Source organism: Amycolatopsis cihanbeyliensis, from assembly GCF_006715045.1.
Taxonomy (GTDB): Bacteria; Actinomycetota; Actinomycetes; order Mycobacteriales; family Pseudonocardiaceae; genus Amycolatopsis; species Amycolatopsis cihanbeyliensis.
Genome location: NZ_VFML01000002.1, coordinates 467,078 through 486,412, shown reverse-complemented (window position 1 = coordinate 486,412; position 19,335 = coordinate 467,078). Strand labels below are relative to the sequence as shown.

17 protein-coding genes are annotated in these 19,335 nt (G+C 69.1%); 13 read left to right on the top strand and 4 right to left on the bottom strand.

Translation table 11 applies throughout. From position 1 onward, the window contains the following. Nucleotides 1–152: 152 nt before the first annotated feature. The 6 genes from FB471_RS30800 (at nucleotide 153) to FB471_RS30775 (ending at nucleotide 6,320) form a co-directional block, all read left to right on the top strand. Entirely contained in the window at nucleotides 153–662 is a 510-nt protein-coding gene (locus FB471_RS30800) for a hypothetical protein (RefSeq protein ID WP_211358295.1), read from the top strand. A gap of 12 nt (nucleotides 663–674) precedes the next feature. Next, nucleotides 675–1,847, top strand: coding sequence for an MAB_1171c family putative transporter (locus FB471_RS30795; protein WP_142003351.1), 1,173 nt, complete (start codon nucleotides 675–677; stop codon nucleotides 1,845–1,847). A 12-nt stretch (nucleotides 1,848–1,859) separates the two neighbouring features. Beyond that, on the top strand, nucleotides 1,860–2,993 hold the full coding sequence (locus FB471_RS30790; protein WP_142003350.1) for a serine hydrolase domain-containing protein: 1,134 nt from the start codon (nucleotides 1,860–1,862) through the stop codon (nucleotides 2,991–2,993). A 93-nt stretch (nucleotides 2,994–3,086) separates the two neighbouring features. Next, nucleotides 3,087–3,515 (top strand): FHA domain-containing protein, encoded by a 429-nt coding sequence (locus tag FB471_RS30785; RefSeq protein ID WP_142003349.1) that lies wholly within the window; start codon nucleotides 3,087–3,089, stop codon nucleotides 3,513–3,515. Between the two features lie 477 nt (nucleotides 3,516–3,992). Continuing rightward, a complete protein-coding gene (locus FB471_RS30780) occupies nucleotides 3,993–4,958 on the top strand; it encodes an HNH endonuclease signature motif containing protein (protein WP_170221062.1) in 966 nt (321 codons plus the stop codon). A 78-nt stretch (nucleotides 4,959–5,036) separates the two neighbouring features. Continuing rightward, nucleotides 5,037–6,320 carry an IS256 family transposase gene (locus FB471_RS30775; protein ID WP_141996154.1) on the top strand — a complete coding sequence of 428 codons (1,284 nt, stop codon included), beginning with the start codon at nucleotides 5,037–5,039 and terminating at the stop codon, nucleotides 6,318–6,320. Between the two features lie 76 nt (nucleotides 6,321–6,396). On the opposite strand, the gene FB471_RS30770 is transcribed toward FB471_RS30775, so the two are convergent. Beyond that, nucleotides 6,397–7,512 (bottom strand): winged helix DNA-binding domain-containing protein, encoded by a 1,116-nt coding sequence (locus tag FB471_RS30770; protein WP_142003347.1) that lies wholly within the window; start codon nucleotides 7,510–7,512, stop codon nucleotides 6,397–6,399. 1 nt (nucleotide 7,513) lies between these two features. Continuing rightward, complete coding sequence (locus tag FB471_RS30765; RefSeq protein ID WP_142003346.1) at nucleotides 7,514–8,692, bottom strand: epoxide hydrolase family protein; 1,179 nt, start codon at nucleotides 8,690–8,692, stop codon at nucleotides 7,514–7,516. A gap of 63 nt (nucleotides 8,693–8,755) precedes the next feature. Here FB471_RS30765 and FB471_RS30760 point away from each other — a divergent pair, with 63 nt between their 5' ends. Then, nucleotides 8,756–9,712, top strand: coding sequence for a helix-turn-helix transcriptional regulator (locus FB471_RS30760; RefSeq protein WP_142003345.1), 957 nt, complete (start codon nucleotides 8,756–8,758; stop codon nucleotides 9,710–9,712). Nucleotides 9,713–10,205: 493 nt separating this feature from the next. Next, a complete protein-coding gene (locus FB471_RS30755; protein ID WP_142003344.1) occupies nucleotides 10,206–10,937 on the top strand; it encodes a peptidoglycan recognition protein family protein in 732 nt (243 codons plus the stop codon). Nucleotides 10,938–10,955: 18 nt separating this feature from the next. Here the strand turns inward: FB471_RS30755 and FB471_RS30750 are convergent, their stop codons facing one another. Beyond that, nucleotides 10,956–11,891, bottom strand: coding sequence for a mechanosensitive ion channel family protein (locus tag FB471_RS30750; RefSeq protein ID WP_211358294.1), 936 nt, complete (start codon nucleotides 11,889–11,891; stop codon nucleotides 10,956–10,958). 123 nt (nucleotides 11,892–12,014) lie between these two features. Between FB471_RS30750 and FB471_RS30745 the strand changes: the two genes are divergently transcribed. Both FB471_RS30745 and FB471_RS30740 read left to right on the top strand, forming a co-directional pair. Continuing rightward, complete coding sequence (locus FB471_RS30745) at nucleotides 12,015–15,221, top strand: UvrD-helicase domain-containing protein (RefSeq protein WP_246076804.1); 3,207 nt, start codon at nucleotides 12,015–12,017, stop codon at nucleotides 15,219–15,221. Nucleotides 15,222–15,265: 44 nt separating this feature from the next. Further along, on the top strand, nucleotides 15,266–15,910 hold the full coding sequence (locus tag FB471_RS30740) for a dienelactone hydrolase family protein (protein ID WP_142003932.1): 645 nt from the start codon (nucleotides 15,266–15,268) through the stop codon (nucleotides 15,908–15,910). 12 nt (nucleotides 15,911–15,922) lie between these two features. Here the strand turns inward: FB471_RS30740 and FB471_RS30735 are convergent, their stop codons facing one another. Next, nucleotides 15,923–16,546: a DUF6308 family protein gene (locus FB471_RS30735; protein ID WP_142003343.1), complete on the bottom strand. Its 624-nt coding sequence runs from the start codon at nucleotides 16,544–16,546 to the stop codon at nucleotides 15,923–15,925. Nucleotides 16,547–16,894: 348 nt separating this feature from the next. Between FB471_RS30735 and FB471_RS30730 the strand changes: the two genes are divergently transcribed. The 3 genes from FB471_RS30730 (at nucleotide 16,895) to FB471_RS30720 (ending at nucleotide 19,268) form a co-directional block, all read left to right on the top strand. Beyond that, complete coding sequence (locus FB471_RS30730) at nucleotides 16,895–17,548, top strand: GNAT family N-acetyltransferase (protein WP_142003342.1); 654 nt, start codon at nucleotides 16,895–16,897, stop codon at nucleotides 17,546–17,548. 16 nt (nucleotides 17,549–17,564) lie between these two features. Next, nucleotides 17,565–18,536 carry a threonine ammonia-lyase gene (locus FB471_RS30725; RefSeq protein WP_142003341.1) on the top strand — a complete coding sequence of 324 codons (972 nt, stop codon included), beginning with the start codon at nucleotides 17,565–17,567 and terminating at the stop codon, nucleotides 18,534–18,536. Between the two features lie 144 nt (nucleotides 18,537–18,680). Continuing rightward, the gene (locus tag FB471_RS30720; protein WP_142003930.1) at nucleotides 18,681–19,268 is read left to right on the top strand and encodes a TetR family transcriptional regulator; all 588 of its coding nucleotides are present in this window, start codon (nucleotides 18,681–18,683) and stop codon (nucleotides 19,266–19,268) included. Nucleotides 19,269–19,335 lie beyond the last annotated feature (67 nt).

Genomic DNA, 19,335 nt, shown 5'->3' with positions numbered 1-19,335 from the left:
TGATAGAACGTAGTCGGCGGCTCGTGCTGTTGTCAATCAGTTGATAGAAGACGGCGGTCCGGCCCCACGCACCTGCCGGTTGCGGCGGGTCGGCGATATGCTGTGTTTGGCCGCGGCGCCTTGCGAGCGTGCGAGGGAGGACGGGACGTCACGTGATGTATGGACGGCTACGCAAACGCTGTGAGTCCGTCATCCACCGACTGAACCTGCCGGAGTTCGACTCCGTCGAGGCGTTGTGCCGGCACCTGTCGCAGCAACGGGGGCGGCCCCTGCACCTGCGTCCCCTTCCGCAGCACGGCACCCCGGCCGCGGTCTGCGGTGCCTGGGTGGCGACGAGGAAGGCCGACTACATCTTCGTCGAGCAGCAGACAACCCGGCTGCACCAGGAACACATCACCCTGCACGAGATCGGTCACATGCTGTTCGACCACAACGTATCCACCCCGATCGACCAGGGCGGGTTCGCCGTGCTCCTGCGCGATCTCGATCCTGAGCGTGTGCACCGGGTCCTTGCGCGGACGAGCTACACCAACAGGCAGGAACGGGAGGCCGAGATGATCGCCAGCGTCATCCGTTCCACGGGCGGGAGCGCCGGTACTCCGCCGACCGAGGACACCCTCGGCGGGCTGGAGACAGGACTCGGCTTCTACCGGAGCAGGTGAGCACTGCCCCGGATGTTCGCCTGGGTCGAGATCGCCGGATTCACCTGCCTGTGGCTGGTCGCCGTGCTACGCGCGCCGCAGGCGGTCCGTCATCCGCAGCAGCGCGCCCTGTGGCTGGCCGTCACGTTGATCGCCTTCACCACCACGCTGCACCAAGAGCCGGTCGTCGACACGCTCGGCCGGCTCATCGGTGACCCGACGATCGTCGTGGTCATCAAGCACACCGGCGATGTGGTCGCGTCCTCCGCGATGCTGCATTTCATCTTGACCGCCATGGGCTGGCGCCGGCATTTCCCGTTCCTGCTGCTGGCCGCGATCGGGGTCGGGACGGCGTTGTACTGGATCAATTTCTCGCGCGCGCCGGAGGGGCATGCTGCTACCCCGGAGCTCGACCTGCCCTTGTCCTACTGGTTCATGTTCTTCGGGTTCCATTTCGTCTCCAACTCGTGTGTCGTGGCGGTATGTCTGCGCTACTGGCGGCAGGCCGACCGCTGGCCGATGCGCTGGGGACTGCTCACATTCGGAATCGGTACGCTGTTCGCCTGCCTGCTCTGGATACTTTTCCCCCTGTATTTGTGGACGTGGGTTCCTGGGCTGCTGTCCGCTGCCTCGCTCGTCACGGGAATCGAGGAAATATTGCAGGCGGCCGGCGTGGCGTTGCCGGCGGTACCGGGTATCCGCCGGGCCTTCACCAGTCGAAAGAACCTCTGGACCCTCTGGCCGCTGTGGCGGGATGTCACCAGGTCGAACCCGCAGATCGCACTCGTCATTCCACGGTTTCGGCTGGTCAACGTCCTACTGCGGACGCGACTGGTCGATCTCCACCTGTATCGGGCGGTCATCGAGATCCGGGACGCCATCCTGATCCTCAGCGAGTACATCACGCCTGCGCTGATCGACCGCGCGCGTGCGTACGTCGCCGAGCGGCGCCTGCCCCCCGCGGTCGCGAACGCGACGGTCGCCGCCTGCCTGATCTCGGTCGCCACCCAGGCCAGCAGGCACGGCTCGTTCCCGAAGCAGACCGATCTGCGGGCGGCGAAGATGGGAGGCGAGGATCTTTCCGGCGAGATCGACTTTCTGCGCCAGGTCAGCGAGGCGAGGAAGTCCCCGACCGTGAAGGCTTTCGCCAGGGAGAACACCCTGCCTCCCGTGGGCGCGGGCCGGCAGGAGCAGCCGCAGCAGTAGTCGGATACCGAGGTGACGGCGATCCACGGGACATGTGCCGACCAGTTCGTCGAGGTGCGGGAGGCGTTGGCCTCGACCCTGGACGGGGGGCTGGACGTCGGCGCCTCGGTCGCGGTGTTCCTGGACGGCGAGCCGGTGGTCGACCTGTGGGGAGGCTACGCCGATCCGGAGCGAACCCGGCCATGGCAGCGTGACACCATCACCACCGTCTGGTCGGTGACGAAGACGATGACGGCGCTGTGCACGCTGATCCTCGCGGACCGCGGGGAGCTCCGACTCGACGCTCCCGTCGCCAGGTACTGGCCGGAGTTCGCCTCGGCGGGCAAGGACCGGATCGAGGTTCAGCACCTGCTCGGGCATACCGCGGGGTTGCCCGACTGGGACGAACCACTCAGCGTCGACGATCTGTGCGACTGGGACAAGGCGACCGCATTGCTCGCCCGGCAGGAGCCCCGTTGGGAGCCGGGCACCGTGTCCGGCTATCACGCGCTCACCCACGGGTACCTGGTCGGCGAGGTGGTCCGGCGGGTCTGTGGCCGTTCGGTCGGAACCTTCTTCGCCGAGGAGGTCGCCGGCCCTCTTGGCGCGGACTTTCGGCTGTCACTCACGCCCGAGCAGGATCACCGGGTCGCGCCGATCATCACGCACGACCGGCCTCGGCCGGCCACCGGAAGGACCGAGGCCGCCGCCCTGCCCCGTACCATGATCACCCCCGAGGACAGCTGGGGTACCCGCTGGCGGCGGGCCGAGATCCCGGCCGTGGCTGGTTACGGCAACGCCCGCTCGACGGCGGCGGTCCAGGCGGTGCTGGCCGGTGGTGGTGCGGCCGCGGGGCGGCGACTGCTCTCCGAGGCGGGAGCGCGGGCGGCGCTGACCGTGCAGGCGGACGGCAAGGATCTGGTGCTCGGAGTCCCGCTGCGTCTTGGCACGGGTTACGGGTTGAACTCCGCGGAGATCTCGATCCTGCCGAATCCGAACACCTGCTGGTGGGACGGTTGGGGCGGTTCCCTGGTCGTCGCCGATCTGGACGCTGGTATGAGTGTGGCCTATGTCATGAACCAGATGCGCGGCCGCGAGTACATCATTGGTGACAGCCGCGGTACCGGTGTGCTCACCGCGGCATACCGGGCGCTGGGACGCGGTTAGTTTCCCGTGCTGCCGGGAACCATTCGCCTCGACATGGCGTTGTCGAGGTAGTTGTTTCAGCCGCGGAGCACCGATCGTGCGGGGGAGGCCCACGTGATTGTCGACGGCAAGTACAAGTTGCCGGTGCCGGAACCCCGGCCCGAGTTCCAGCCGACCAGTGCGGAATTCGTGCCGTTCGCGCCGGGGTCGCCGACGGGGGACGACTACCTTCCCGCAGGCCCGGACGCGATCGGCCTGCCCCTGCTCGAGGTGGTGCGCGGGCCGCGCACCGGAGCCAGGTTCTCCCTCCCGCCGGGGGTCACCGTGATCGGCCGCGGTCCCGACTCCGACATCCAGCTCGACGACACCACGGTGTCCCGCCGGCACGTGGAATTCCGCCGCACCGGCGACCGGGTCGTGCTGCACGACGCGGGTTCGCTGAACGGCACCTATCTCAACCGGGAGCCGGTGACCCAGGCCGAGCTCGCCGATGGCGACGAGATCTGGGCCGGCAAGTTCCACCTTCGTTACCGGGGTCGGTAGGCACGTCCAAGGTCGGCCGCCCCGCGGGTCGTGAGCTGTGGCCGCGTGTCCCGAGCGAGGAAGGGGTTCGGTCCCCGCACGTAGACCGTGTCCCGCCCGAGCGCGCGCACGACCCGCCGGTTCGCCGAGGGCACCGGCCGCGTCGCCGTCGCGACCGGCCCGCACCAGGCCGGTAAGAAGGGTCGCCGCCCGCATTCGAGCCGGTATGTCCGGATCGTTCTCCACGATCCGGACCAGGTCACGGACGCCCGGGACAACCCTCGCGAATGATCCGCGCAGCCTGTCCTCCAGGCGCGACATCGTGCTGACAGCGGCGGGCGGTAAGGAAGCGGGTTCGGCATATGTCTGCAGGGCGCGTCCGGTGGTGTGACACTCAGTCATTCTGGCCGCACTGATCACCGTATGCAGTTGGATGTTCGTATCAACTCACCCGATTGTGACTCGAACATACGGTCGAGTATACGGTACGGTGAGTCTGTGAGCAGGACTTTCGGCATCGACACCTCCCGCATGGGCGAGGAGGAACTACTGGCCGCGCTGGGCGAGATCGAACAGCGGCGGCGGGTGGACTATGCCCGAGAGGTGGCGGTCCTGGCCGCGCTGGACGGCCGCACCACCGCCGGGCGGCGGGGGTATCGGGATGTGACGGCGCTGGGGCGGGAGATCGTGGCCCGGCTGGATCAGGATGGGAATCCGCCCACCGAACACGACCTGGTGCGGCCCGCCCGGTTTCTGGACTGGCGCGACACCCGGGGTGGACGGCTACGCGGCACCTTCGAGCTGGACGCGGAGACGGCGGCGTTGGTGACCGGCCTGATCGAACCCCGCGCCAAGCCCCACAGCAGCCCCGAGGAACCCGACCGGCGCAGCAAACACCAGCGGCAAGGCGACGCGTCCGCCGACATGCTCCGGGCCGCGGCCCGATGCCCGGACGACGGACCCACCGAATCCGGCGAACCCGTCACCGTCATGGTCTCGATCACCCCGGACGACCTCAAACACGGCACCGGCCACGGGCTCCTGCACGGGCAGGAATCGCACTCCGCCACCCAGATCCGGCGCATAGCCTGCGACGCCTACGTGGTGCCCGCCCTACTGGGCAGCACCGGCGAGATCCTGAACATCGGGCAGAAACACCGCACCATCCCCCTCGCCATCCGCCGAGCCCTGATCCTGCGAGACAACGGGTGCACGTTCCCCGGCTACCGCCGCAAACCCAAACAATGCCAAGCACACCACGTGATCTTCCGGGCCAACGGTGGCCCGACCGCACTACACAACCTGACACTGCTGTACCCCTACCACCACAACCTGATCCACCACACCGAATGGCACATCCGCATCCGCAACGGACTCCCCGAATTCATCCCACCCACCTTCCTGGACCCGGAACGAAAACCCAGGCGCAATCTGCTGCACCGCCAAGGAATGGGGGCGGCATGAGGGACTGTCCGTGATCTTGTGGGTGGTGGGTGATCTTGACCATGCTGGAGCGGTCGCTCCGGCTGGGAAGGATCTAGGTTGACAAGCGAAGACAGGGTGGTCGGCTCGGCCGCTGACGGGAACTCCTCTGGTGATGATCTTGATGTGCGGGTTGCCCGGGAGTTGATCGACAAGGCTCGTGCGGATGGCGTGTCGCTGGTCGGCCCGAACGGGCTGTTGCGGCAGGTGACGAAGACGGTGCTGGAGTCGGCGCTGAACGCCGAGCTCGATGATCATCTGGGTTATGCGAAGGGCGATGTTGCCGGGAAGTTCGGGGGGAACGAGCGGAACGGTTCGTCGTCGAAAACGGTACGGACCGATGTGGGTGATGTGCGGATCGACGTGCCCCGGGACCGGCAGGGGACGTTCACTCCGCAGATCGTACCGAAGTACGCTCGCCGGGTCGAGGGGTTCGATGATGCGGTCATTTCCCTGTACGCTAAGGGGCTAACGACCGGCGAGATTCAGGCACACCTGGCCGATATTTATGATGCTCGGGTGTCGCGTGAGCTGATCTCGAAGATCACCGATAAGGTGGTTGACGATCTGAATTCGTGGCAAGCCCGGCCGCTGGATCGCGTGTATCCCGTTGTGCTGATCGATGCTATTCATGTCAAGATTCGTGATGGGGCGGTGGCGAACCGGCCGATCTATATCGCGGTGGGGATCACTCTGGCTGGTGAGCGGGATGTGCTGGGCATGTGGGTCGGCACCGGCGGCGAAGGCGCCAAGGGCTGGCTGAACCACTTGTCTGACTTGAAGAACCGTGGTGTCGAGGATGTCCTGATCGTCGCCTGTGACGGCCTGAAGGGGCTCCCCGAGGCGATCGCCGCGTTGTGGCCCCAGGCGGAGGTCCAGTTGTGTGTGGTGCACCTGGTGCGGGCGAGCCTGCGTTACGCCTCGAAGAAGTACTGGTCGGCGATCACGAAACGGCTCAAGCTGATCTACACCGCGCCCACCGCGGAGGCCGCCGAAGTCGAGTTCGTCGAATTCTGCGCCGAGTGGGAGGAACGCTATCCAGCGATGGTCCGGTTGTGGCGTAACAGTTGGGAACAGTTCACACCGTTCCTTGCCCATCCGCCCGAGTTGCGGAGGCTGGTGTACACCACGAATGCGATTGAGAGCCTGAACGCCCGGTTTCGGCAAGCCACGCGGCGGCGCGGTCATTTCCCGAATGATCAGGCTGCGCTCAAAGTGCTCTATCTCGTGATCAATAATCCGCTCAAGAACCGTTCCAATATCACTGGAAAGGTAGTAGGCTGGAAGCAGGCGTTGAACGCGCTCGCCATGCACTACGGCGACCGGCTCGACGTGCAGCAGTGACAGGGTGATCACATCACCACCCACAAGATCGCTGACACTCCCCGGCATGATTGCGGGAATCAGCTCGCCGGCGAGGTTACCGGTTCCACTCGACCATGGTCGTGGCGTCCGGGTTGGTGAAGGCAAGCAGCTGAACAGCCTCGACCTCGATGCGCTCGTTGTCCGTAGTGGACAGTGGGCGAAGTGGTCGCACGGTCAGCACGGCGGTGTCCTTTTTGCGGTGGGTAGTCCAGGTCGCGGCCACGGTGCCGTCGACAAGGACGGTCGCCGCGACCCCCGCGCCGACGCACACCTGCCGGCGGATCTGGTCGGTCATGACCCGGGTGCGGTCCGCGTGCGCCAGCAGGGTGGCGTCGAACTCCGGAAGGAACCGGACCGGCGCCGGCAGGTCGGCCGCGGGCATCGGCCGGTCCGGCAAGTCGAACAACTCCCGCCCGGACTCGTCGGTGTACACCCTCAGCTCGGGCCGCAACCGCGCGAAGACCTCGGGCAGTCCGCTTACCCCGGACCAGGCCCAGGCATCGGCAACGGTCGCCGGGCCGAATGCCGCCAGGTAACGCCGGACCAACTCGCGCACATCCTCGGCGGTGGCCTCTCGCCGTACCCCGGTCCACTCCGCCGAGGCGAACGGGGTCGGGCCACGGACGTTCCAGGTGCCGCTCGGTGCCGGATGCAGCAGCGGCAGCAGATACTGCACCGTCCAACCGAGGGCCGCCGGGTCGATGCCAGGGCGCCGCCGCGCGAGTAGCCGTCCCAGCTCGGGCCGGGTCAGCATCTGGCCGTCGGCGAGCAGGACCCGCGCCTCGGCGACCAACTCGTCCAGGTCGACGCCCGCGGTGCGGCGGCCGAACGCGTTGCGTTGCACCCGGCGCAGCAGCGGCGCCAGCACCGGCCGGACGAACCGGAAGTCCGGTACCGGCATGAGATGCTGGGTAGCCCGCATCATGGTCGACCGCACGAGGGCCCCGTCTTGGATAACCGTGGTCAGGTCACCGATCGAGAACCGCTCGAGCCTGCTCCACAGCGCGAGGTAGGGCAGGTTCGGGTCCTGCGCGTTCAGGCCGAGCACGCGCTCGACGGTGGGGACCACCGGTAGGTTCGCGCGCTCCAGCAGCAACTGGCGTGCCAGCACCGCGCGGTTGAGTGCCCGCGGGCTCAGCACGGTGGCCCGGCCGGGTCCGCGGGCACCCATGTCAGCGCGACTTCCGGAAGAAGGTGCGGACGTCGTCGACCAGCGCCCCCGGTGCCTCCATGGCCAGGAAGTGTCCACCGCTGGCGAGTTCGGTCCAGTGCACGATGTTGTGGTCGCGCTCGGCCCAGGGACGGATGGTCACATCATGGGCGGACACCAGCACCCCGGTCGGCACCGTGCCGCGCTCACCCGTGGACCAGTCCTGCCCGTCGTCGGCCGTCGCGCCCCAGTCGGTGGCCGAGGTCTCCTCGTAGTAGATCTGTGCCGCCGATCCCGCCGTCCCGGTCAGCCAGTACAGCGAGACATCGGTGAGCATCCGGTCGCGGTCGATGCTGTCCTCGGGCAACCCGTCCTCCGGGTCGGTCAGCTCCCTGAACTTCTCCATGATCCAGGCGAGTTGGCCGACCGGCGAGTCGTGCAGCCCGTAGGTCACCGTCTGCGGGCGTTTGGAATTGCACTGCAGGTAGCCGTCGTTGAAGTTCTGCATGTCCTGCCAGACGCGCTGCTCCGCCTCGGTGAGGCCGTCGAACTCGCCCTCGGCTCCGACCGGGAAGGTGAGCAAGGCATTGAGGTGAACCCCGAGCACGTGGTCCGGCGCCTGGCGACCCAGTTCCGGGCCGACCCACGCGCCGGTGTCGTAGCCCTGCACGCCGTAACGTTCGTACCCGAGCGAGGACATCAGCCGCATCAGTACCCCGGCCATGCGGGCCGCGTTCATCCCCGGACCTGCCAGTGGCGTGGAGAAGCCGAACCCGGGCAACGACGGGATCACCAGATGAAAGGCGTCGGCCGGGTCGTCCCCATGGGCGCGGGGATCCGACAGCGGACCGATCACGTCGAGGAAGTCCACGAACCCGCCGGGCCAGCCGTGCAACAGGATCAGGGGAGTGGCGTCCGGTTCCGGCGAGCGTACGTGCAGAAAGTGCAGGTTCTGCCCGTCGACGGTGGTGCGGAACTGCGGGTACTCGTTCAGCTTCGCCTCCTGTGCGCGCCAGTCGTACCCGGTGCGCCAGTATTCGGCCAGGTCCTTCAGATATCCGACCGGGACGCCACGGCTCCAGCCGACCCCCGGCAGCTCGTCCGGCCAGCGAGTGTTGGCCAACCGCGCCCGCAGGTCGTCGAGCTGGTCCTGCGGGATCTCGATCCGGAAGGGCCGGATGTCGTGTGGTGTGTTTGTCATGGGCAGAACGTTAGAAGCCGGTTAGGACAGCACTGATCCTAAGTCGCTGGCAGACTTACCGGGGTGTTGGAGACCCCCGTGCGGCTGCTGAAACTGCTGTCCCTGCTGCAGACGCACCGGGACTGCTCGGGCGCCGAACTGGCGCACCGGCTCGAGGTGACGACGCGCACCGTCCGCAGGGACGTGGAGCGGCTGCGCGAACTCGGGTATCCCGTGCTCGCCGTGCGGGGCGCCGCGGGCTACCGGCTGGGCGCGGGAGCCTCGCTACCGCCGCTGCTGCTGGACGACGAGGAGGCCGTAGCCGTGGCGGTCGGGCTGCGGACGGCGGCGGGCGGATCGGTCACCGGAATCGAGGAGACCTCACTGCGCGCGCTGACCAAGCTCGAGCAGGTGTTGCCCTCCCGCCTGCGGCACCGGGTGAACACCCTGCACACCGCGACGGTCCGCGCCGGTACCGCGCCCGGGCCGCGCGTGTCGGCGGACACCCTGATGGCGATCGCCGACGCTTGCCGGAGGCGGGAGCGGCTGCGGTTCGACTACACCAGCCTGCGCGGTGCGGGCACCATCCGGTCGGTGGAGCCGTATCGGCTGGTCAACTTCGGCCGGCACTGGTACCTCGTCGCCTTCGACACTGATCGCGAGGACTGGCGCACCTTCCGCGTCGACCGGCTGACCCCGCGCACCCCCACCGGCCCGCGGTTCACGCCGAGGAGGCCGCCGCACGGTGACGTCGTCACCTACCTGGCGCACCAGTTGTCCACCCGCACCTGGCCCTGCCAGGCCACGGTCACCCTGCACGAGTCCGCCGACGCCGTGGCCGAGCGGGTATGGCCGGGCATGGGCGTGGTGGAAGCCGTCGATGACCGCAGCTGCCTGCTGCACCTCGGCGCGGACACCGTCGCGTCCCTGGTGTGGATGATCACCTCGGTGGACACCGACTTCACCCTCGTCAGCGGTCCACCCGAGCTCGCGGCGGCGTTTCGCGCGCAGGCGGCCCGCTGCCTGCACGCGGTGCGATAGCCATCCATCCGGTTGCGCTGTGAACGGCGCCGGTCCCGCGGCCCCGGTGGTCGCGCCAGGGAAGTCGTAGCCGCTGACGACCCGTTGCAGGGCGGCGGGCAGGCGGCGTGACGAGACCGCGAAACCGGCGCACCGGGCCGTGCTCGGGCAGATGCTCGGCGGGGACTGAACCTCACGCCCGGCGGGCCAACAAACGCCTAAAATTCCGCCAACAGGGAACTCTTCGCATTGCTTACTGTTGATCGTCACCCAGGTCGGCCGTAGCCTTCCGAACACTGGACTTCCCGCGGACAACGCAAACGGGAGGCTGCATGCCCGAGTACGAATCGAGTCGACGTTCCTTCATCGGATTCGCCGGGAAATCGCTGGCGATAACGGCCGCGGCGACAGCGGTTCCGGCGACCGCCCTCGCGCGAACCGAGCCGGCCGGGGTCGACCCGGCCACCGGTGAGCCGCTCGACGCCGGGGTGGACTGCGATCGGGGGGCTCCGCGATGACCACATTCGTCAGCCGGTCGGAGTGGGGCGCGCGGTCGCCGAGGAACGTCTCGCGCAGCATCACACCGCAGCACGGCGGGGTGACCGTCCACTATGTCGACGCCGGCAACATCGCCCGGCAGAATCATGACGAATGCGCCGGCCAGGTGCGCGCGATTCAGAACCATCACATGGACGGAAAAGAGTGGTCGGATATCGCGTACACCTATCTGGTGTGCATTCACGACTATATTTTCGCCGGCCGTGGAACGGGCGTGCGTACCGCGGCGAACGGCACGACGTCCGGAAATCAGAACTGGTACGCGGTATGCGGTCTGGTGGGTGGAGCGGACCCGGTTCCGGACGAGTTGGTCGCGGCGTACCGGGCGGCGATCGCCCGGTTGCGCGGCGCGGGCGGCGCGGCCGAGGAGATCAACGGTCACCGGGACCACCTGGCCACCTCCTGCCCCGGCGACCGGCTCTACGCCCTCGTGCGGGACGACTCGCTGGACCCCCGGCAGGCCGCGGTGCCGCCGTGGCCGGGGGTGTACCTGTCCTACCCGCCGATCACCTACCACCGCAGCGTCACCGTCTGGCAGCGACGGATGCGCGAGCTCGGCTGGTCCCTGACCGTGGACGGGGCCTACGGGCCGGGGTCGAAGTCCGCCTGCACCGCGTTCCAGCGGGAACGCGGGCTTGGCGTGGACGGCATCGTGGGCCAGAACACCTGGGACGCGTGCTGGTCCTGACCCCTCGCGCCGGGCCGCTCACCCCTGCTGCGCGGCACCGGCGCCGGTGACCGGCAGCACCGGGTAGGCGACCTTGATGTTCGCCCTGTCCAGCCCGCTCTTCAGGTGGCCGCGCAGCGCCCTGCCGAGCGCCCACTGCTCGCCCGGCTGCGTGGTGACCATCACCCGCACGGTCACCGCGCCGTTGCCGATGCTCACCACGCCGCTGATGTCCGGGCGTTCGATGATCTTGGGAGCGTACTCGGGGTCGTCGGCGAACTGGTCGATGTTGAGCTGGATGACCTCCTTGGCCTGCTCCACGTCCACCGAGTAGTCCAGCGGGAGTTCGATCACGGCGTTGGCCCAGTCCTGGTTCATGTTGCAGACGCGCATGATCTCGCCGTTGCGCACGTGCCACAGGCCGCCGTTGAGATCACGGATCCTGGTGACCCGCAGGGTGACCGCCTCCACGGTGCCGACCGCCTCTCCGGCGTCGATCACGTCCCCCACGCCGTACTGGTCCTCGGCGATCATGAACAGCCCGGAGAGGAAGTCCTGCACCAGGCTCTGCGCCCCGAACCCGATCGCGAGGCCGAGTACCCCGGCGCTGGCCAGGATCGGCCCGATGTTGACGCCGATCTGCCCGAGCACGGTCACGAAGGCGATTCCGAGGATGACGAAGGTGGCCACGCTCTTCAACACGGAGGCGACGGTCCGCGCGCGCTGCCGCTGCCGCTCCCCGCGTGAGGCCTCGCCGGACTTCACGATGCGGCCGGCCGCCCTCGTCTTGCTGAGCCGGTCGCGGGAGTTCACCATCCGCTTGGCCAACTGGTCTATCACGCGACCGAGCACCGCCCGCAGCACGAGCGCGACCACGATGACGATCACGATGTTGATCAGGCCGGAGATCATCTCGCTGGAGTTCTCGTTGAACCACTCGGTGATCGCGTTGGCCCGCGCTATCTGAGTAGGCACGCGCGCTCCCTTCGCCTCCGTTACGCCTCCTCAGGAAGGGTGACATGGGCGGCCGGGTGACCGGCACCACGGGGTCGAGCGGCCGCGACGGCCCGTGTCGATCCTCATCCGGACTGTGGCAGCATGACCCGGGTGCGTTTCCATGCCGATCTGCACATCCACTCCAAGTACTCCAGGGCTTGCAGCAAGGACTGTGATCTCGAGCATCTGACCTGGTGGGCCCGGCGTAAGGGCGTCACGCTCGTCGGGACGGGTGACTTCACCCATCCCGCGTGGTTCGACCACCTGCGCGAGTGCCTGGTCCCCGCCGAGCAGGGGCTGTTCCGGTTGCGCGAGGACCTGGACGCCGACATCGTCCGGAGGCTGCCACCGAGCCTGGCCGCGGGGCGGGTCCGGTTCATGCTGTCGGTGGAGATCTCCACGATCTACAAGCGCGCCGAGCGCACCCGCAAGGTGCACCATCTGATCTACCTGCCGGACTTCGACGCGGCCGCGGAGTTCAACCGCAAGCTCGGCCGGATCGGCAACCTCGGATCGGACGGCCGCCCCATCCTCGGGCTGGACTCCCGGGACCTGCTGGAGATCACCCTGGAATGCGGCGAGGGGTCCTACCTGGTGCCCGCGCACATCTGGACCCCGTGGTTCGCGGTGCTGGGTTCCAAATCCGGTTTCGACGCGATCGAGGACTGTTACGCCGATCTCGCCGACCACATCTTCGCGCTGGAGACGGGACTGTCCAGCGACCCGGAGATGAACTGGAAGATCAGCGCGCTGGACCGGTACCGGCTGGTCAGCAACTCCGACGCGCACTCACCGCCGATGCTGGGCAGGGAAGCCACGGTGTTCGACACCGACCTGGACTTCCACGCCGTGCGTCGCGCGCTGGAGACCGGAAACGGGCACGCCGGGTCGATCGAGTTCTTCCCCGAGGAGGGCAAGTACCACGTCGACGGGCACCGCAAGTGCGGCGTCCGGATGGAGCCGCCGGAGACCGAGCGGCACGGCGGCAACTGCCCGGAATGCGGCAAGCCGCTCACCGTCGGGGTGCTGAACAGGGTCGAGGAACTGGCCGACCGCCGGGAGGGCATCCGCCCCGAGGGCGCGGCGGACTTCCGCTGTCTCGTGCCGCTGCCGGAGATCATGAGCGAGATCGTCGGGACCGGGCCGAAAAGCAAGAAGGTGCTGGGGCAGATCGACAAACTCACCGCCGCGCTGGGGCCCGAGCTGGCGATTCTGCAGGACGTTCCGGTGGACGACATCGAACGGCACTCACCCCTGCTCGCCGAGGCCGTGGGCAGGCTGCGCCGCGGCGAGGTGACCAGGCAGCCCGGCTACGACGGCGAGTACGGCGTGATTCGCCTGTTCGAACCGGGGGAGCTGCGGCGGGCCGGAACGATCGACGCGCCCGCGCTGTTCGACGACGGGCTGTTCGGCCTCGGCGAGTCCACGCCGGCGCGGGCCGAGCCGGCGCGGCCGCCGCGTGCGCCGGCCGAGCCGCCCGCCCCGCCGCAGCCGTCGCGCCCGCCGGAGCCGGCGTCATCGCCACCGCCGGCCGCCTCGCCGAGCCGCCTGCTGGACGGGCTGGACCCGGAGCAGCGTGCCGCGGCGGAGGTCACCGGCGGCCCGTTGCTGATCATCGCGGGCCCCGGGACCGGCAAGACCCGCACCCTGACCCACCGGCTCGCGCACCTGCTGACGGCGTACGAGGTGCCACCGGGGCAGTGCCTGGCGATCACCTTCACCCGGCGCGCGGCCGAGGAGATGTCCGAACGGCTCGTCGCGCTGGTACCGGAACACGCGCCAGGGGTGACCGTGGCCACCTTCCACGCGCTCGGGGTCCGCATCCTGCGCGAGCAGCACGAGCGCGCCGGCCTGCCCGCCGACTTCGGCATCGCCGACGCGAACCTGCGGATGGAGATCGCCACCGAGCTGGCGGGGGACGAGAAGCGCGCGGGCAGGTTGCTCACCGAACTGTCCCGGCAGCGGCGCACCGGCGGGTCCGATCTCGAGCTGGCCGATGCCGCCGATCGCTATCTCAAGGCGTTGCGGCAGCGGAACCTGGTCGACTTCGACGACCTCGTCACGCTGCCGGTGACCCTGCTGGAGTCGGACCCGGAGCTGGTCGCGGCCTACCGGGAGCGGTACCGCTGGATCTCGGTGGACGAGTACCAGGACGTGGACGAGCAGCAGTACCGGCTGCTGCGCCTGCTCGCCCCCGCCGACGGCAACCTCACCGCCATCGGCGACCCCGACCAGGCCATCTACCGGTTCCGCGGTGCGGACGTCGGCTTCTTCCTGCGCTTCCGGGAGGACTTCCCGTCCGCGCACACCGTCCGGCTCACCCGCAACTACCGGTCCAGCGCGAAGGTGCTGGCCGCGGCACTGGGGCTGATCGCCCCCGGCACGCTGGTGCCCGGGCGCGCGCTGCACCCGATGGGGGAGCACGGCGACGCCCCGGTCGGCACGCATGCCGCGACCACCGAGCAGGCCGAGGCCTCGTTCGTGGCGCGCACCATCGAGCAGCTACTCGGCGGCGCCTCGTTCCATTCGCTGGACAGCGGCAGGGTGGACTCCGACGGCACCCAGGGGCTGGGATTCTCCGACTTCGCCGTGCTCTACCGGACCGACCGGCAGGCACGTGCCGTCATGGACGCGCTGACCAGGGCGGGTCTGCCGTTCCAGAAACGCTCGCACGACCGGCTGACCGACCGCCCCGGCGTGCCGGCGATCCTCGCCGAGCTGAACTACCTGCCCACCACCGAACCGCCCGGCGGCCCGGCGGTCTCCGTGCCGGGACGGCTACGTCGGGCCGCGGACGCCTGCCTGGAGCGCCTGCCGCGCAACGAGGAACGCGATGCCGCCGCGGCGGACCTGCATACCGCCTTCGAGCTGCTCACGCCGCTCGCCGAGCGCTGCGACGAGGACCTGGAACGCTTCCGCACCGAATTGCTGCTCGGGATCGAGGTGGACACCTGGGACCCCCGAGCCGACCGGGTGTCCCTGCTGACCCTGCACGCGGCGAAGGGGCTGGAGTTCCCGGTGGTGTTCGTGGTCGGCTGCGAGGACGGGCTGCTGCCGCTGCGGTGGCCCGGCGCCGCCGAGAAGGCCGCCGACGAGGAAACCGCGGAGGAGCGCCGGTTGCTGTTCGTCGGGATGACCAGGGCGCAGCGGCACCTGTACCTCAGCCACGTCGCGGAGCGTCTCCGCCAGGGACAGCCCCGGACCACCACCAGGTCGCCGTTCCTCGCCGACCTCGATCCCGAGGTGTGCGAGCGGGTGGGGGACACCCCGCGCCGCAAACCCCGCGAGACCCAGCTGCGCCTGCTCTGATACCGGGTTTGGGCACGGGGCGCGCGGGGCACTCCGGCGGCATGATGGTGGGCAGCACGCCGGTGGTCGTCGAGGCGAACGGTACCGACCTGGCGGGAGACCTGGCGGTACCACCTGGCCCGGCCGGGCTGGTGGTGTTCGCGCATGGCTCGGGGAGTTCCCGACACAGCAGCCGGAACCAGGCCGTGGCCACCGCATTGCGGCGGCACGGGCTTGCCACCCTGCTGCTGGACCTGCTCACCCCGGACGAGGACCGGACCGACGCCGGCACCGGGACACCGCGGTTCGACATCCCGCTGCTGGCCGAACGGGTCGGCGCGGCCGTGGACCGGTTCCGTGAGCATGGCCCGGTCCGGGGCGTTCCGGTCGGGCTGTTCGGCGCCAGCACCGGGGCGGCCGCCGCGCTGGTCGCCGCGAGCGAGCAGCCGGTGGGCGCGGTGGTGTCCCGGGGCGGCCGGCCCGATCTCGCCGGTCCCGCCTTGGCCAGGGTGAGCGCGCCGACCCTGCTGGTCGTCGGCGGACGCGACGAACAGGTACTGGAGCTCAACCGGGAGGCCGCCGCGCGGCTGCAAGCGCCGCATCGGATCGAGGTGGTCGCCGGGGCGAGTCACCTGTTCGAGGAACCGGGCGCGTTGGACCAGGTGGCCGGGCTGGCCGCGGACTGGTTCGAACGGCACCTGCGCGAGTGAGCCTGCGCGCCGTCAGGACAACACGCAGCAGCCGTATCGTTCGTGGTGCCAGATCACGATGTCCAGCGCGCGCAGCTCGGAAAGCGGGCGGCCGTCCGGGGTCCGCCTGCCCCGGGTGATCGCGGCGAGCAGGTCCCGGTTGGCCCGCACATCGTCGTGCAGCGCCCGATAGAAGGTCACCGTCTGGTCGGCGAGGTAGAAGCGCCGGACGAGCGCGTCGCAGATCGGGACCAGGTGCGGGCGTAACCGGTGCAGCACCTTCGAGACCGTCACCGCCGTCCACTGTGGTACCTCCTCGGTGAGCAGGTTGGCGTTGCGGACCAGTCGGAACGGCGGCTCGTCGATCGAGTCCAGCTCCGCGAAGGCGGGTTCGTCCGGGGTGGTCGCGTCCAGCACCCGCTGCATGGCCGCCAGCAGCCGGGGGCCGGCACCCGCGTCCCGTTGGAACAGCGGGATCACGTGATCGTGCCGCAGCCGCAGGGTCAGCAGGTTGGCGGCGAGGCAGTCCGGTGCGGTGAGCGTGCCGGAGAAGTCGTAGAGCTGGTCGTAGGTCGCGAAGGCGAACGGTGCTCTGGGATCGACATACGTGTCCAGATGTGCCGACGCACATTTTCGAAGATCCGCGATACTTCGCACACTACCTGCCTCAGTATGATGTCGATAGATACCAACCACCCCGTCCGGGCGGGCAACTTCCGGCCTCCTCGGTATGGGCCGTCCAGGTACTCCGTATCGCCCGGTCGTCGCAACCCGTTACCGGACGTTTGGATAGCGCACCTCCCTTCCCATGCCCCGATCCTCGCGTGTTCCGGTGATGTGTCACAAGCGTCTGGTCCGGTCATGTTTTCGGGTGTAGTAAGGAAATACGCCGCGCGAAAAGGAAAAGGCACGGTTTCGAAACACGGTATCGGAAACACGACGGGGTGGCGCCGGCCGAGGATGAGCCAAAAGGGTCTGCTCGATGAGCCGAAAGGGTGAGATGCGATGATCCGCACATCCGCTGTCCCGGTCACTCGAACCGGGGTGGCATTTTCCGGGGGCGTGGAGTTTCCCGTCGATTTCCCTCGCACGGTGCGGTTGCGGGACGGGCGCCCCGTGGAGGTCGGGCTGCTCACTCCCGCGGACGCCGCGGAGCTGGGTGCGGCGTTGCGGGCCGCCGACGCCGAGACGCTGCGCCGTAGGTTCTGCGGTCCGCCACCACGCGTCACCCCGCGGCTGCTGCGCTATCTGACTGAATTGGACTACGTGCGTCGCTTCGCGCTGGTCACCCGCGAACCGGGCGGGCGAGGGGTGGGTATCGCCCGGTACGAGGCGACCGACGAACCGGGCGTCGCCGAGGTCGCCGTGGTCGTCGATCGGGCGTGGCGCCGGCTCGGTGGCGCGTCGGCCTTGGTACGGATGCTCGGCGAGGCCGCGGCACAGCGCGGCTTCACCCGGTTCACGGCGACCTACCTGGCCGCGAACCGGCCGGTGGCCGAACTGCTCGACGATGTCGGCGCCAAACAGGTGATCGCGGACGGCATCGGCGAGATGGAGCTGGCCTTGCCCGCCGCGACGAGCGACCGCAAGGCGCGGTCCGGTCGCTTGTCCCCGGTCGGGCCAGGATGCAAGCTGGACGGCAGGGGAGATCATCGTTGAGCACACGAGGAGACTCATGCCGTCCACCCAGCCGCACCGGCAGGTGCGGGTACCGTCCGTCGCCGACCTGGACCGAGCCTGGTCGGTGGTGCGTGCGCGGTTACGCCCGACACCGCTGGACCGCGGCGACGCGGCCGGCGAGCTCGCCGGCCCCGCGCTGAAACTGGAATCGCTGCAACCCACCGGCGCATTCAAGGTGCGCGGCGCGCTCAGTGCGGTGGCGGCGCTCGACCCGGAGCTGCCCGTGGTCGCCGCCTCGGCCGGCAACCACGGGCTCGGGGTGGCCTTCGCCGCCCGCACGCTCGGCCGGTCGGCGACGATCGTGGTGCCGGGCAACGCCTCGCGCGCCAAGGTGGACAAGCTGCGGGCACTGGGCATCGATCTGGTGGAGGTCGGCCAGTCCTACGACGAGGCCGAACGGCACGCGCTGGACCTGGCAGCGGCGGGGGCGCACTTCCTCTCGCCGTACAACGATCCCGAGGTGATCGGCGGGCAGGGCACGATCGGTTACGAGCTCGCCGAGCAACTGGACGGTCCGCTGACCGTCGTGTGCGGGGTCGGTGGTGGTGGACTGGCCGCCGGCCTGGGTCTGTGGGCGTCCACTCGGGCGGATGTGCGGGTCGTCGGCGTGGAGATGGAGGCCTCTACGGCACTGTCCGCCTCGGTGCGGGCGGGCCGATGGGTGGCAGTGGAGGTCGGCCCCACGGTGGCTGACGGGCTGAGCGGCAATATCGAGATCGACTCCGTGACGATCGGTCTGGTGTCCCAGCACGTGGACGAGCTGGTCACGGTCAGCGAGGTCGAGCTGCACGAGGCGATGCGTTACCTCGCCGGCTCGCGTGGGGTGGTCGCCGAGGGCGCGGGTGCGGCACCGGTCGCCGCGTTGCTGAGCGGCAAGGTGGACGCGCGCGGCACCGCGGTCGCGGTGATCTCCGGCCGCAACATCGCCTTGCCGCTGGTGGCGGAACTGCTCGGCGCCCCAGGCTGAGCGGAGCGGTCACCCGGGCCGATGGCCTCGACCGGCAGGTGGCGGCGACGACATAAGGTGAACAGCATGTCTGTGGCCCGAAACGGATCGAACGGCGAGCGCGGTGGGCGCCCCGGCCGTACCCAGGAGGAGCGCAGCGCGGCGATGCGCCAGCGGTTGCTGGACGCCACCATCGAATGCCTGGTCGAGTACGGTTACTCCGGCACGACCACCACGAAGGTCGCCGACCGCGCCGGCGTGACCCGCGGCGCCCAGGTGCACCACTTTCCCACTAAGACCGACCTGGTGGTGTCCGCGATCAGGCATCTCGCGGCCAAGCGCACCGAGCTGGCCTTCGGCGAGCTGGAGCGGCTGCGCTCCTCGGCCGATCCGGTCGGGGACGCGCTGGACCTGCTGTGGGAGATGCACCAGGGCCCGGTGTTCTCGGCCACCGTGGAGCTGTGGGTGGCCGCCAGGACCGACCCCGAGCTGCGCAGGCATATGTCCGTGGTGGAGCCGATCGCCACCAGCAGCCTGGTCGAGTTCGGCAAGGCGCTGCTGCCTGACTATGCGGAGCACCCCGAGTTCCTGCACGCCGTGTACACCGCGATGGACGTGGTGCGCGGCATCCTGATCGCGAGCTGGGCGACGAGGGACCAGGCCGAGCTGGACGCCCGCTGGGCCCGCGGCAGCAAGCACCTGCGCATCCTCTTCGACGCCCTCATGTACCGGGCCGGCCACACCCCCAGCTGACTGCTGTGAGTGGCCCGTTCCCTGCGAAATTCGCAGGGAACACAGCGGCGCGTCAGCGCCCCCGTCT